Annotated in this window: 21 protein-coding genes and 2 pseudogenes; 1 reads left to right on the plus strand and 22 read right to left on the minus strand. The window is 42.3% G+C overall.

The genetic code is table 11. The features are described from left to right. Position 1 precedes the first annotated feature (1 nt). The 22 genes and pseudogenes from G630_RS0116110 to G630_RS0116215 form a co-directional block, all read right to left on the minus strand. Positions 2-490: a hypothetical protein gene (locus G630_RS0116110; RefSeq protein WP_022762089.1), complete on the minus strand. Its 489-nt coding sequence runs from the start codon at positions 488-490 to the stop codon at positions 2-4. Beyond that, complete coding sequence (locus tag G630_RS0116115; protein WP_022762088.1) at positions 487-852, minus strand: hypothetical protein; 366 nt, start codon at positions 850-852, stop codon at positions 487-489. The genes G630_RS0116110 and G630_RS0116115 overlap by 4 nt, the downstream gene beginning before the upstream one ends. Continuing rightward, on the minus strand, positions 849-1,292 hold the full coding sequence (locus G630_RS22350) for a GNAT family N-acetyltransferase (RefSeq protein ID WP_022762087.1): 444 nt from the start codon (positions 1,290-1,292) through the stop codon (positions 849-851). The genes G630_RS0116115 and G630_RS22350 overlap by 4 nt, the downstream gene beginning before the upstream one ends. 23 nt (positions 1,293-1,315) lie before the next feature. Then, positions 1,316-1,876 (minus strand): DUF5714 domain-containing protein, encoded by a 561-nt coding sequence (locus tag G630_RS0116125; protein ID WP_022762086.1) that lies wholly within the window; start codon positions 1,874-1,876, stop codon positions 1,316-1,318. Positions 1,877-1,882: 6 nt separating this feature from the next. Further along, on the minus strand, positions 1,883-2,020 hold the full coding sequence (locus tag G630_RS24835) for a hypothetical protein (RefSeq protein WP_155832013.1): 138 nt from the start codon (positions 2,018-2,020) through the stop codon (positions 1,883-1,885). 198 nt (positions 2,021-2,218) lie between these two features. Continuing rightward, positions 2,219-3,076 carry an AAA family ATPase gene (locus G630_RS0116135; protein ID WP_022762084.1) on the minus strand — a complete coding sequence of 286 codons (858 nt, stop codon included), beginning with the start codon at positions 3,074-3,076 and terminating at the stop codon, positions 2,219-2,221. 1 nt (position 3,077) lies between these two features. Further along, positions 3,078-3,380, minus strand: coding sequence for a Dabb family protein (locus tag G630_RS25870; RefSeq protein ID WP_026499182.1), 303 nt, complete (start codon positions 3,378-3,380; stop codon positions 3,078-3,080). A 27-nt stretch (positions 3,381-3,407) separates the two neighbouring features. Beyond that, positions 3,408-3,677, minus strand: a pseudogene (locus G630_RS25875) (DUF4298 domain-containing protein); the annotation flags it as partial. 3 nt (positions 3,678-3,680) lie between these two features. Then, positions 3,681-4,001 (minus strand): hypothetical protein, encoded by a 321-nt coding sequence (locus G630_RS0116145; protein WP_330361229.1) that lies wholly within the window; start codon positions 3,999-4,001, stop codon positions 3,681-3,683. Continuing rightward, on the minus strand, positions 4,001-4,597 hold the full coding sequence (locus G630_RS22355; RefSeq protein WP_022762083.1) for a DUF1643 domain-containing protein: 597 nt from the start codon (positions 4,595-4,597) through the stop codon (positions 4,001-4,003). Before G630_RS22355 ends, G630_RS0116145 begins: the two co-directional genes overlap by 1 nt. Before the next feature lie 40 nt (positions 4,598-4,637). Next, a complete protein-coding gene (locus tag G630_RS24850) occupies positions 4,638-4,781 on the minus strand; it encodes a hypothetical protein (protein WP_022762082.1) in 144 nt (47 codons plus the stop codon). Between the two features lie 31 nt (positions 4,782-4,812). Next, positions 4,813-4,968: an NAD(P)H-dependent oxidoreductase gene (locus G630_RS25880; protein ID WP_022762081.1), complete on the minus strand. Its 156-nt coding sequence runs from the start codon at positions 4,966-4,968 to the stop codon at positions 4,813-4,815. A gap of 3 nt (positions 4,969-4,971) precedes the next feature. Further along, on the minus strand, positions 4,972-5,505 hold the full coding sequence (locus G630_RS0116165) for a flavodoxin family protein (protein ID WP_022762080.1): 534 nt from the start codon (positions 5,503-5,505) through the stop codon (positions 4,972-4,974). Positions 5,506-5,523: 18 nt separating this feature from the next. After that, entirely contained in the window at positions 5,524-5,664 is a 141-nt protein-coding gene (locus G630_RS24860) for a hypothetical protein (protein ID WP_155829258.1), read from the minus strand. After that, a complete protein-coding gene (locus G630_RS22360; RefSeq protein ID WP_196805811.1) occupies positions 5,640-6,422 on the minus strand; it encodes a DUF4405 domain-containing protein in 783 nt (260 codons plus the stop codon). Before G630_RS22360 ends, G630_RS24860 begins: the two co-directional genes overlap by 25 nt. Positions 6,423-6,472: 50 nt before the next feature. Further along, positions 6,473-7,198 (minus strand): flavodoxin, encoded by a 726-nt coding sequence (locus G630_RS0116180; protein ID WP_026499184.1) that lies wholly within the window; start codon positions 7,196-7,198, stop codon positions 6,473-6,475. A 24-nt stretch (positions 7,199-7,222) separates the two neighbouring features. Continuing rightward, positions 7,223-7,543, minus strand: a pseudogene (locus tag G630_RS0116185) (carboxymuconolactone decarboxylase family protein); the annotation flags it as partial. A gap of 11 nt (positions 7,544-7,554) precedes the next feature. After that, positions 7,555-8,601: an aldo/keto reductase gene (locus G630_RS0116190; protein WP_022762076.1), complete on the minus strand. Its 1,047-nt coding sequence runs from the start codon at positions 8,599-8,601 to the stop codon at positions 7,555-7,557. Between the two features lie 18 nt (positions 8,602-8,619). After that, positions 8,620-8,784: a hypothetical protein gene (locus tag G630_RS24865; RefSeq protein ID WP_022762075.1), complete on the minus strand. Its 165-nt coding sequence runs from the start codon at positions 8,782-8,784 to the stop codon at positions 8,620-8,622. Positions 8,785-8,847: 63 nt separating this feature from the next. Then, positions 8,848-9,390 (minus strand): flavin reductase family protein, encoded by a 543-nt coding sequence (locus tag G630_RS0116200; RefSeq protein ID WP_022762074.1) that lies wholly within the window; start codon positions 9,388-9,390, stop codon positions 8,848-8,850. Position 9,391: 1 nt separating this feature from the next. Beyond that, on the minus strand, positions 9,392-9,694 hold the full coding sequence (locus tag G630_RS0116205; RefSeq protein ID WP_022762073.1) for an aldo/keto reductase: 303 nt from the start codon (positions 9,692-9,694) through the stop codon (positions 9,392-9,394). A 205-nt stretch (positions 9,695-9,899) separates the two neighbouring features. Next, positions 9,900-10,517: a TetR family transcriptional regulator gene (locus tag G630_RS0116215; protein ID WP_022762071.1), complete on the minus strand. Its 618-nt coding sequence runs from the start codon at positions 10,515-10,517 to the stop codon at positions 9,900-9,902. 176 nt (positions 10,518-10,693) lie between these two features. Here G630_RS0116215 and G630_RS24395 point away from each other — a divergent pair. After that, on the plus strand, positions 10,694-10,941 hold a 248-nt coding region (locus G630_RS24395), incomplete at its 3' end, for a transposase zinc-binding domain-containing protein (RefSeq protein WP_196805784.1).

Raw genomic sequence — 10,941 nt, forward strand, 5'->3', positions numbered from 1 at the left:
GTTACCGTTTGTCTGGTACATTCCGGCAGGCTGATGGAAATTCTCTATCCAGAATAAGCTTAAGCGTATCACTATCAAATGAATCAAGATCCACGACAGCCTTCAGCTTTTTCTCCACTTCAATGCTGGCATTCAGGTTATACTCTCCTGTCGTTTTTCTTTTTTCAATTTCCGTAAGAATGCCTCGCAGCTCTTCCAGCTTGGAGGTAACATCCTTCATCTCTGATAAATATGTATCCTTGTCCATCTTCCCACGTTTGTACTGTTCATCCACGACCACATGGTCATCGTCAAGCTCCATCATTAGCTTCGCCGTCTCCTGGTCAATCTGTGTGTAACTATTCTTGTCATTCTTCGAAGCAAGAAAAACAGATGTTGGACCATCCGCACCACCGATAATTGTCACATCCGATTCAGTTTTAGCTCCGCAGCCCTCAAACACAAGGGCAAACATTAGCATAGCTACGATAAAAATCTCTTTTCGTCTCATTGTTTCTTTTTCTCAGCCATTCTCTCTTTTATTACCACCACAACAGTTCCAACCGCGACAACTACAAACGCTATAAAGCCATAAACCATCATGAGAGCCGCACCAAAAATCGGCGCTTCAGAATTAGCACTGACAAAATAGTAGTAATAATACGTGTAAAGAACCATTCCCACTACCGTGGATGCAACAAGCATCAGAGAAGAAATCACATACTCCTTCATGCTTTTTGCAAGAAACATATTCATAACTCCAAGTGCAACAATTATGATAAGTAAATACCTGCTGATAAGTGTTCCTCTCAGCTGATCTACTATGAAGAACATAATAAGCGGTATCAAATTCAGCCATTTCAGATATCTCATAATCCCATCCTCATGCTGACGATTCCGTCTTTCTCTCCAACCTCTTCGAAGCCCATACGCTTATACAGCTCGTATCCAACCTTCATCACTTCAGGCTTGGTAGTAAAAGTAACTTCCTTAAATCCAAGCTCTTTTGCCTTATCAAGCATGGTATTGAGCATTACTCTCGCATAGCCTTTACCGCGAAACTCAGGCTTGATGAATAATCTCTTGGCTTCACAGATAACATCATCAATCTTCCTGATAGCAATGCTTCCAACAGGAGTCCCGTCCTCGCTTCCAAGGAGCAGTGCTCCACCTTTGTAATATCCATCCAGATCAGCAAGCTCCTTGTCAAAAGAGACAAAGCAGCTCTCCGCACCTTTTATCTGGGAATACTCTTTGAAAATCTCTTTTATAACTTCGTTGTCGTTACAGACCCCAACATTAAACTCTGACATTTTTCATACACTCCTCTCGTTTATTATGCAGGATAAAATGGGCACTTCTCTCTTATACATTGCTGATTCCGGGAATAGAATTCGCATTCCTGCTCCTCGTACTCCAGCTTTACATCATAGTGCTCATTCACATATTTTATGCCATTCTTAAAGGCAATCATGGCGTCTCTTTTGCAGCAGCGAGGACCGTTTATCTCCCCAAGGTCGCTGAGAGCCGCCGATGTGAGCCGCATATGATTTCCCCAGGTACCATCAACAGACAAAGGCCCAGTTCCATCAATTATGGAAAGAGTTGCACCGATTGATGTTACAGCACCGCAGACTCCCCAAAGTCCACACATTGCTCCAGACATCCTAAGTCCTTCTCTGATCAGCTTTTCAAGGGCTTCATCAAGATCTATGTCGCCACCGGCATTCTTGAATGCCACCAAAAGACATGCTCCATCAAGTATGTGGTGTTCCGGTCCGTGGATACTCACATACTCCTTCTTTGCCATTCTCTTAAAAATGACAACAGGGCTTGTACCCTCTTCGTTCTTTATATCATCAACAATAAGTCGGGCTTTCATTTCCATTTCATTCATCAGTTTTCACCTTACTATCTTGCTAATAATTTTCCCAACTTCTTCATCAGCTGTCAGGTCATAGACCATCCTGTAACAGTCAAGAGCCTGCTGTGTGTCGCCTGCTTCATCGACCTCCTGTGCCGCTTTGTAGAGAAGCGCCAATGTAACTGGATTCGCCTCGGTTGGAATATCATTTTCTTTCCATCTATGCTCCTTGGCGCCGGGGCAAAGCTCTTAGCCTCAGCTTCAGACATTCCTAGCTTCTCTGCAAATGCCATGGCGAGCGATGCAGAACAGTTATTTCCGTTTCTGTGATTTGCTCTTGCTTTCATTTCCATTTCATTCATGTTCAAATCCTCATCAAAACTCGTTTTTATGCTTTTCAAAAAACTCAAAGTAAGTCCTTACTCCCTCAAGCTCCGTCCACTTTTTGATATCTACTGGCCTTTCATCAAGGTCATAAATCAGTGCACCTTTTAACGCCAACAAAAATGGGGAATGTGTTGCTATTATAAACTGGCATCCAAAGAACCTTGCTGAATTCTGGATAAACTCAAGCAATTCCAACTGCCTCTGAGGCGAGAGTGAGTTTTCAGGCTCATCCAACAGATAAAGTCCATTATCTTTAATCTTTTCGGAGAAATATTGCAGAGCACTTTCTCCATTGCTGTGCTCTATAATGTTATTTCCAATCGTATCTCTGACATACTTTGACTGTGTCTTGGATCTGGCATCCACAACTTTCTTGAGCAGCTCATAATCATCCAATGATTTCATCTGAAACTTTGAATGCTTATTCTCAATCCATTCATCAAAAGCCTGCTCTCTCTTCCGGTCAACGCCATCGTTCAGTGCTCTTAAGTTGAGCATAAAATCAAATACATCATCACTTGTAATCATCCTGATTTCTTCAGGTCTGCCTTCATGTGGCATCTCAAAATCACACATACCGATATAATCACCAAAGAAACTACTTCTGTTGAACAATGTATCTCTTTCGGCTTTCATTTTCTCTGCCATAAGGTTCAGGGCTGTGCTCTTTCCTGAGCCATTGTTTCCATACAAAATCGTTATTTCAGAAAAAGACAGCTCCCGCAGCTCATTCTCTGCGAACACCCCAAACGGATAGAACGAGGTATAGCACGTTCTTCTTATATAGTTTACAAACTGCTCTTCATTTTCCACTCCTGGAAACTTAAATGAGTCAATATATCTCATTTTAAACCTCAAAATCCAGGCAGCTTCTGATCTTGGTATAAGGTCTTACCTTGGAATCAGCTACAGCTACGTGCTCAGGATGAACTGAATATCCCTTAAGTGCCTCTACGTTCTCAAAAGTTGAATCCAACATAAGGTCTGCATTTGAAGACTCAAGGCCGTTGATATTAACCTTGATATCAACGATTCCAGGGATCTTGCCCTTTAATCCTTCAAGGCCTTCCTTGATTCCCTGCTTAATTGTCATCTTTTCTTCTGCAGAAAGTTCATCCTTAAGTGTCCATAAAATCACATGTTTAACCATTCTCGTTCCCCTTATCCTTTCCATCAATTCCTTGTTCCGCTCAAGCGCATCATAAATTCCATCCTCAGAGAGCACTCCGCGCTTCAGATCTTTTGGCAAAAGCCCCTCTTCATCCAGGGCATAATCATCTTTCCAATCCTGGCTGGAATAATATTCATCAAGTTTCTTGATCTCTGTCTGATATTCCAAGAGATCTTGTGGTGCTTCCTCAGCGTTATCCATTCTTCTCAAAGCTTCATCCAAGATAGATTCCATTTCATTTATACGCTTTATAGCATTCTCAACCTTATCCATCATGAGTCACCTAAGCATACGCTCTACTATTTCTTTAGTCTCGTCACTGATTCCCTCGAGGTCCTTCATAGAGATAACCTCATATCCCACCAATGATGCCAGATGCATATGAAAGTTGGATCTTCTGACATCCTGCAACAGAACTCCTGGATTCTTCTTATCTTTTTTGATCTTCTTTTCAAGCTCCCAGAACTTGTCAGATGCAAGTCCGTCACCGCTAAGAAACTCGATATATTCTTTAATCAACTTTTCCATGTAGTTTTCCTGCCAGTCAGGAAGGTTCTTTCTGAAAAGCTTCCAATCTTTTTCATTTACATCCATGCTCATCACCAAATATCCCCATCTCTGCATTCGCAGGCATAATCAAAAACCGGAAACCACTGAAACTCAGAGTCTCCTTTCAAATACAACGGATGTCTGGGATTCCCCCATCTGGTCGTACTTCCAAGGTGGTACCACTCAGCCTCTTTTATAATGTCCTGAATGTCATAAAGCGTGTTGCCAAGATAATCCCTTGAATCAATGAGATCTCCCCAGGCAGCCCAAACCTTGTCAATGAAGTAAGATTTCTGAAGAGCATCCAGAACTTTGAGATTTTTCTCGATAAGTTTTTTGTCCGCCTTGGCAGGCAGATCGTCGGGGTTCGTTGCCCTTAGCGGGTAAAGATTCGCCATGATCCATCCATCACAGGTAGGATCCTTTTGAACAAACTTCCGCACTCTTTTAATAGTGGGATCCAAATTATTTTCTCCCGCTGATGCCGTGCTTGGATTAACGCCAAACACAAGCATGTTCCTTCTCCCAGGTTGCCCCAGAAGATATCTTTCCTTCTCATCTCCAATATATAGCCATCCGCCAGGAATATCATCCTGCCTAGCAAGCCATGCCGGAATATCTTCAAGCATTCTCTTATCTATTCTCATCTATGATCAGTCTCCCCTACCCCAATACTTCTTGTTAAGCTTATGCCATCCTTTTCTTGATCTCATATCCAAGAAATTCCCACCAGCCTTTATAATTCCCATATCCTCTGGCTGTGGCAAAGACTCTTTTACCATCTCTAATCAGCGCAGCTACTACATTTATTGTCTTTCTGGAAGTCTCCATATATGCCTCTTTTTCCCAAATAATCACTCTTTCAATTATATAGAAAAAAGGAATCTAGCGCTATATGAGTCGCTATCATCTCTGTTTTATGTCCCGCCTCTTTGGCACCTTTTTCAAACTGCCGGCAAAGGATATCCGAATTACCCTCTTTTCTTGGACTTGCAGATAATATCAATACATTTTTCATTGTTCACAAGTTCCTTCCCAGCCTGTATGCATCCTCCGGATATCTGCTTCTTTTTGTCATAGATGGAGTGCCACATCCATATCCCAGAATCATCCCTTTATCCTCGAAATTGATATAGCGGACAAGAGTTTTATAGTGCGATACCAGGGCTTCAAAAGTCCAGTCATCCGCATTCCATGCCACTGTAAGAAGTGCTGATTTTAAATGCCTGCTGTTTAAGCTGCTGTTATAAGCACAGAACCTGTCCACTACAGTTTTTAACTGCGCACTCATGCCATAGTAATATAGAGGAGTTGCAAACACTACCATATCTGATGACAGAAGCTTTTCCTTAATATCTTCAACATCATCTTTCTGTACACAGGGTCCTTCATAACCGCAGGCTACACATCCAATGCAGGGATGTATATTGGCATGGCACACATCTATGACTTCACATGTATGACCTGCCTCCTCTGCTCCTCTATTAAATTCATCCACAAGAATACTTGTTGATCCTTTTCTGTTTGGGCTTCCCATAAGTATAGTTATCTTCATAAAAATCACCCTACCTTCTTATTTGTTGATACCATTAACTTCCAACCACTTCTGAATATCATCCGAGAGAGTAGAGCCACCTGAATAGTGTACCGATAATCCTTCGCCCATGTCTGCATCAGGCTCAAGCTTTGCTATCGCCGTAAGGCTCTGTTCCATCCATCTTCGTCAAAATTCTGCCCGGATGTGCTGCCAGATATCATATTGATCACAAGTCCTATGATTATTGCCCCCATAATGAATACCACAGGCAATAGCGGATTCTTTTTATCTTCTGTTTTCATCTGAGAGTTTCTACATAAGACCGCAGCTTCGGTTCCAATAAATCCCCAGAATAAAAGCATTAGGACATTTTCAACAAATACCAATATTCCTGCCTTCTCATAATCAAGGAAAGCAAAGGGAACACGGAAAAAAAGATAATCCGGCATTCCGTTCCTAATGAATAAAAACAATCCAATGCCAGCCACAACACATAATGCTGCAGATATCACCGTCTTCAGTTTGTCTGTAAGGTGTAGCCTTGCAAACATTACCGGAATATGCATTCCAAGATGCAGTCCCATAAGTACAAATGCCCAGTGTGACATGGACAGATGCATCCTTCTGGCAAAGGAAACCTTCGTCATTCCATACAGAAAAGGTACTGCATGACCACTCATGGACATACCACAGAAAGCAGTCAAGGCAAAGGATAAAAGAAGGGCTATGTTCACTACTGTCGTTATTATTCTGTATGGATTGTATTTACCTTTGAATAACGCACCATACCACTTCCTGTTAAGGAGCTGATGGATAATGACGAGTGCAGTCATGCCAATTCCGATCCACTCATGCAATGCTTCGCCTGTAACCTGATAAGCCATCAGACATAATAAGAGGACGGTCATACAGACATCCACTATTCTTTTTAACATGATATTTTGTTTTCTCTGCATGTTCCCGTCCTCACTTCCTCACTCTTTCTTTACTGCATGCCATCTATCCAGGATCTGATCTCATCCTCAGATGCTCCTGCGCCAAAACGCTTTCCATCAATCCATGTACCACTTCCTGCATTATCTGCAAGATTCTGACCACTTCTTCCTATTCCACTGCTGCTTGAGGTGCAGAAAGGTATCATTGTAATGCCATCAAAGCTGTAGCTCTCCACAAATGTATCCATGATGCGCGGCTCTTCTCCCCACCAGATAGGGTATCCAATATAGATTGTTGTATATCCATCCAGCGATACTGCATCACTTCCAATCTCAGGTCTTGCCGCTGAATCATTCTGTTCCTTAGTTGAGCGGCTGTTTGAATCGTTCCAGTTTAGATCTGCATCTGTATATTCCTGTGCAGCCTTTATCTCATAGGTATCTGCATCTGTGATTCCTGCAATCTTTTCCGCAATACCCTTTGTGGTTCCGGTTGCTGAGAAATATACTACAAGAACACCACTGTTTTCCTTGGAGCTACCAGTCTCTTCCGAAGAAGTATCATCCGCACTTTCATCATTTGTGTTTGAAGCAGCTTCACTTGTCACGACCTGCTGTGCTTCCTCTTCAGTATTATTCGCAGTTTCTGTTTCCTGTGAACTCTCAGCCTGTATAGTCTGAGCTGTATCACTCGCCGCCTGACCCTCGCTATTCCCACATGCCGTAAGACCAATAGCTAACAAAACAGCTGCAAGTACTGCCATCTTTTTCTTCATTTTGCGTCACCTTTCTATTTCAGTTTGCCATACTTCCTTTGCAAGACGAAATACCGCCCATCCCTTTGGCCATCCTACATACATGGTGGCATGGGTTATGATGGCTGCAATCTCTTCCTTTGTGACTCCGTGATCCTTCGCATTCTGAAGGTGATATGAAAGCGATGAGTCTGTGATGCCTGATGCCATAAGTGAAACCACTGTAATAATGCATTTGGTCTTAACATCAATCGCTTCCTCATTCCACACTTCACCAAAGAGTACATCATCATTTAAGTGTGCAAACATCGGAGCAAACTCACCAAGCTGATCTCTTCCTGCTGTCTGTACAATTTTCTCGCTCATTGCGTTTTACCTCACTTTCCAATTTTCTGGTCTCCGGTAGACCATACATGTTTCTTTGAAGCATCACTTCTCTTATTCTGTGCCATAACACCTGCAAGCGGATGTGGCACATATGGCTCTTCGAGATACTTCAGTTCATCATCCGTAAGTTCAATGTCCACAGCCTTTGCTGCCCCTTCTATATGATGCAGCTTGGTCGCACCTACCACAGGAGACGTCACCCTGGTAAGGAGCCATGCAAGGGATACCTCTGTCATGGTCACACCATGTTTCTCGGCAAGTTCTGCCACACGGTTTATTATCACAGCATCCTGATCCGCTGTAGCATCATACTTAAACTTCGCATATACATCCTCAACAGCTCTTTTGGTATCCCCTTCGCCCGCCTTTCTGGAAAGCCTTCCGCTTGCCAATGCGCTATAAGGAGTCAGTGCGATATTCTCTTCTTCACAATAAGGCACCATCTCACGCTCTTCTTCACGGAAGATCAGATTATAATGCCCCTGGATCGAAACAAACTTTGCAAAGTCCTCTTTTTCCGCCAGAGCATTAGCCTTTGCAATCTGCCATGCGAAGCAGTTTGAAATGCCAATATATCTTGCCTTGCCTGCTTTCACGATACGGTTCAGTCCATCCATGATATCGTAAATATCCGTATTCCAGTCCCACATGTGATAGATATACAGATCCACATAGTCCATCCCAAGATTTTGAAGGCTCGTATTTATCATGTTTTCAATATGCTGCTGACCACTAACTCCTTTTTCAATCTCTTCCGGCGTCCTTGGAAGAAATTTAGTCGCAACAACCACATCCTCGCGCTTTGCAAAATCTCTAAGTGCACGTCCTACGTACTGCTCACTGGTTCCGCTCTGATATGCTATCGCCGTATCATAGAAATTAACTCCAAGATCAAGCCCTCTTTTTATGATTTCCCTAGAATGCTCTTCGTCAATCGTCCAGCTATGCTGCCCTCTCGTTGCATCGCCAAACCCCATGCAGCCCATGCATATACGGGATACATTTAAATCTGAATTTCCAAGCTTTGTATATTTCATTATCTGACTCCTTTCCGTTTAAAGTACTTCATCAAGCCACTTTTTAATCACAGCTTCATCCGAGCGATTGATCTGTGTGCCTTTTTCCCACTTCACATCACCCTTTACATTCTTATGAAGTTCTTCGTCGCTTCTTCCTACACCGCTTGCTGAAAAAACAGCCACTAAAGTTTTTCCTGTCATTTTTTGTCCTTTCTTCTTATATAAAACAAGCCTCTGACCATAAAAGGTCAGAGACTTGAAAAATCAGTTCATCTTTCCACAGTTTCCGGCCTTTTCTCCGGTAACGAAATACTCATAGGTCGGGAATTCAAACAATACCGGCTTAAAGGTATGATAGTTGATCTTGCCCTGCTCGTTTAAAACTGCTTCATCAGCATAGGTGGCAAGGATCTTGCAGATAAAGTGGTCGAAGTTTTCAAGTTCATAGTTCCCATCAACTTCACATTCAATGGAAACCTTGGCTTCATCAATAAGAGGTGCTCCGTTTTCGCCCATTGTCCATGCAAAAGCCTCAGACTTATCTTCTTTATTTCCGCTGATTGTTCCCATCTTATCCGCTTTTGAAAGCCATGATTCATCTACCACATTTACGGAAAGCTTTTTATTCTCACGGATTCCCTTATTGATATAGTGTGCCTGTACCAGGGATACCATCAGATGACTGTGTGCCACAGTTCCTGCATGTGCAACAAGAGTCCATGTGGGTTTATCATTTACCATTGCTCCAACCACGATCACAGGACATGGATATAACGCAAGTGTTGCTCCAATATTTTTCTTTGCCATATTATTTCATCTCCTTTTCCCAAAAGCGGATCACATTAAGTTCCAGACTATCAGCTACATTTTCAAGTGAGGATACTTCCTCATCTGTAAGGGTGATATTTGCAGCCTTCACTGCATCAAGCACCTGGTTTTCTTTTGTCACACCGATAATAGGAAGGGTTCCCTTTGCTATTGCCCATGCAACCGGGATCTGAGCTATTCCTACACCATATTTGTCTGCAAGTTTCTTAAGCTCTTCATTAAGGATCTCCAGCTTATCAAGTACAGGATTATAGATCTCTGCCCTTGCAGAGCCTTCCGGCATAGGATGCCATAAGCATAGGCTGTATCCCAAAGGTTAAGTCAATTTTCAATTGCCGTGTCAAAAATAGGCTTAAGGCTCTCTGCTGTAAGATTGTTTCCAAATGTTCCGTCGTTGCCCCATGCCCATGCACCAAGAGCGATCTTAGGTAAACTTGCCATTTTAGTTTTCCTCCTTGAAATTAGTGTTTTTATTAGTCTGCCTCGCTTTATAAAAGCTTCAGCAGGCAGTTATTTGTTATCTCAAAAATGGACTGATATACATAGTCCACATTTGCCTGTTTCATGGCTTCCCTCTGTTTATCCGTTACTGCGGTATAAGGATAAATACCAAACATAAAAGGGAAGAATACATATATAAAATCCTGAATCTCCTGCACCGATTTCTCCGGACAGAACTTTGTGATTATCCTGCATACATTTTTCATAGACTCGCCATAAGCTACCTTAAAAGATGTAAGAAGTTCAGGTCTGCTGTTTTCCTCCATATCATAGTTATTCATGGAGAGAAGTTTTAGCAGTTGCTGCCTGTTTGCTATGGATGATGCAAGCTTGTTTGCAAGCTGCTCCTTGGAAAGCTTCTCATTTTCCTGAAGAATAGATTGTAATTCTTCATTCCAGCGAATGTACTCCCTCTCAAAAAGGGCCAAAAATATTTCCTCTTTTGTCTGGTAGTAGTTATATATTGTCGGTCTTGAGAAGGATGTTTCATTCCCGATCTCTTTAAGGGTGATATCTTTAAAGCTCATGGTCTGATACAGCTTCTCGCAGGCACTTATGATTTCTTCTTTTCTTGCTGCGGTTCTTTCCGGTGATCCTTTTGGCATATATCTGTCTCCTGATTTTTTATTCTGACTTTGTGTCAATATGAATTATAATCATTTTCTGACACCGTGTCAATATATTTTAAAAATAAAAAAGTGCCTACGGCACCTCAACTCCCCTGCCCCTCAATCATGAGGGGTGGGGTTGTTTTTTGCCTCAACTCATTCATAATGATTTTATGAAACGAAATACTCTACAAGATCTGTTCCGCGATCATTATGAAGAAATTCAATATACTCTTCATCCCCGCAAGACCGAAATAGAAAACATCGATAAGATGATCAATTGCGGGGATCCTGCTTATGGCGGCGCCATGTACGGCTGCCCTGATTGTGGTACTCTCAAATTTATTCCCTTTCGTTGTCATTCAAGATTCTGCCCTACATGCGGTGCCATGTATTCACAGAAACGTGCTCAGGCTATGTC

Source organism: Butyrivibrio sp. WCD2001 (assembly GCF_000424485.1).
In the GTDB taxonomy this organism is placed as follows: Bacteria; Bacillota; Clostridia; order Lachnospirales; family Lachnospiraceae; genus Butyrivibrio.

Excerpts from the sequence above, each read along its gene's own strand:
- G630_RS0116110 (WP_022762089.1), bottom strand. The coding sequence starts at position 490 with ATGAGACGAAAAGAGATTTTTATCGTAGCTATGCTAATGTTTGCCCTT.
- G630_RS0116115 (WP_022762088.1), bottom strand. The coding sequence starts at position 852 with ATGAGATATCTGAAATGGCTGAATTTGATACCGCTTATTATGTTCTTC.
- G630_RS22350 (WP_022762087.1), bottom strand. The coding sequence starts at position 1,292 with ATGTCAGAGTTTAATGTTGGGGTCTGTAACGACAACGAAGTTATAAAA.
- G630_RS0116125 (WP_022762086.1), bottom strand. The coding sequence starts at position 1,876 with ATGAATGAAATGGAAATGAAAGCCCGACTTATTGTTGATGATATAAAG.
- G630_RS0116135 (WP_022762084.1), bottom strand. The coding sequence starts at position 3,076 with ATGAGATATATTGACTCATTTAAGTTTCCAGGAGTGGAAAATGAAGAG.
- G630_RS25870 (WP_026499182.1), bottom strand. The coding sequence starts at position 3,380 with ATGGTTAAACATGTGATTTTATGGACACTTAAGGATGAACTTTCTGCA.
- G630_RS0116145 (WP_330361229.1), bottom strand. The coding sequence starts at position 4,001 with ATGAGCATGGATGTAAATGAAAAAGATTGGAAGCTTTTCAGAAAGAAC.
- G630_RS22355 (WP_022762083.1), bottom strand. The coding sequence starts at position 4,597 with ATGAGAATAGATAAGAGAATGCTTGAAGATATTCCGGCATGGCTTGCT.
- G630_RS24850 (WP_022762082.1), bottom strand. The coding sequence starts at position 4,781 with ATGGAGACTTCCAGAAAGACAATAAATGTAGTAGCTGCGCTGATTAGA.
- G630_RS25880 (WP_022762081.1), bottom strand. The coding sequence starts at position 4,968 with ATGAAAAATGTATTGATATTATCTGCAAGTCCAAGAAAAGAGGGTAAT.
- G630_RS0116165 (WP_022762080.1), bottom strand. The coding sequence starts at position 5,505 with ATGAAGATAACTATACTTATGGGAAGCCCAAACAGAAAAGGATCAACA.
- G630_RS24860 (WP_155829258.1), bottom strand. The coding sequence starts at position 5,664 with ATGGAACAGAGCCTTACGGCGATAGCAAAGCTTGAGCCTGATGCAGAC.
- G630_RS22360 (WP_196805811.1), bottom strand. The coding sequence starts at position 6,422 with ATGTTAAAAAGAATAGTGGATGTCTGTATGACCGTCCTCTTATTATGT.
- G630_RS0116180 (WP_026499184.1), bottom strand. The coding sequence starts at position 7,198 with ATGAAGAAAAAGATGGCAGTACTTGCAGCTGTTTTGTTAGCTATTGGT.
- G630_RS0116190 (WP_022762076.1), bottom strand. The coding sequence starts at position 8,601 with ATGAAATATACAAAGCTTGGAAATTCAGATTTAAATGTATCCCGTATA.
- G630_RS24865 (WP_022762075.1), bottom strand. The coding sequence starts at position 8,784 with ATGACAGGAAAAACTTTAGTGGCTGTTTTTTCAGCAAGCGGTGTAGGA.
- G630_RS0116200 (WP_022762074.1), bottom strand. The coding sequence starts at position 9,390 with ATGGCAAAGAAAAATATTGGAGCAACACTTGCGTTATATCCATGTCCT.
- G630_RS0116205 (WP_022762073.1), bottom strand. The coding sequence starts at position 9,694 with ATGCCGGAAGGCTCTGCAAGGGCAGAGATCTATAATCCTGTACTTGAT.
- G630_RS0116215 (WP_022762071.1), bottom strand. The coding sequence starts at position 10,517 with ATGCCAAAAGGATCACCGGAAAGAACCGCAGCAAGAAAAGAAGAAATC.